Origin of the sequence: Neisseria sp. 19428wB4_WF04 (assembly GCF_015235335.1) — a bacterium.
Classification (GTDB): domain Bacteria; phylum Pseudomonadota; class Gammaproteobacteria; order Burkholderiales; family Neisseriaceae; genus Neisseria; species Neisseria musculi.
In genome coordinates this window covers 1-308 of sequence record NZ_JADGLG010000218.1, presented here as the reverse complement: position 1 = coordinate 308, position 308 = coordinate 1, and the positions used below count along the sequence as shown (strand labels likewise).

Here is a 308-nt window from a genome sequence, read left to right as displayed (position 1 = left end):
AAAAGTTCTCAATTCCGTTAATGTGATTTTGTCGCTCAGCAAAATGTGTGCTGTGATTGATCCGAAAATGTGAAAATTCGCTCACATCAAGAACGTCATAACTTTTGTAACAATCGGTATAAACAATGCTATCAGGCTTCACTTGCTCGCGGATAATTGGCAATAAAGTCGCAGTTTGTGTATTGGGTACGGCAACGGTGTAAACCTTACCATTACGCTTCAAAAGCCCGAATACAGCCACTTTGCCAGCCGCACCGCGACCACGTTTGCCTTTGCGTTGTCCGCCAAAATAGCTTTCATCAACTTCT

At 43.2% G+C, this 308-nt stretch carries 1 pseudogene; it reads right to left on the bottom strand.

Annotation, left to right across the window (positions count from 1 at the left end):
• Nucleotides 1-308: pseudogene (locus IR141_RS13065) on the bottom strand (IS1595-like element ISGasp1 family transposase); the annotation flags it as partial.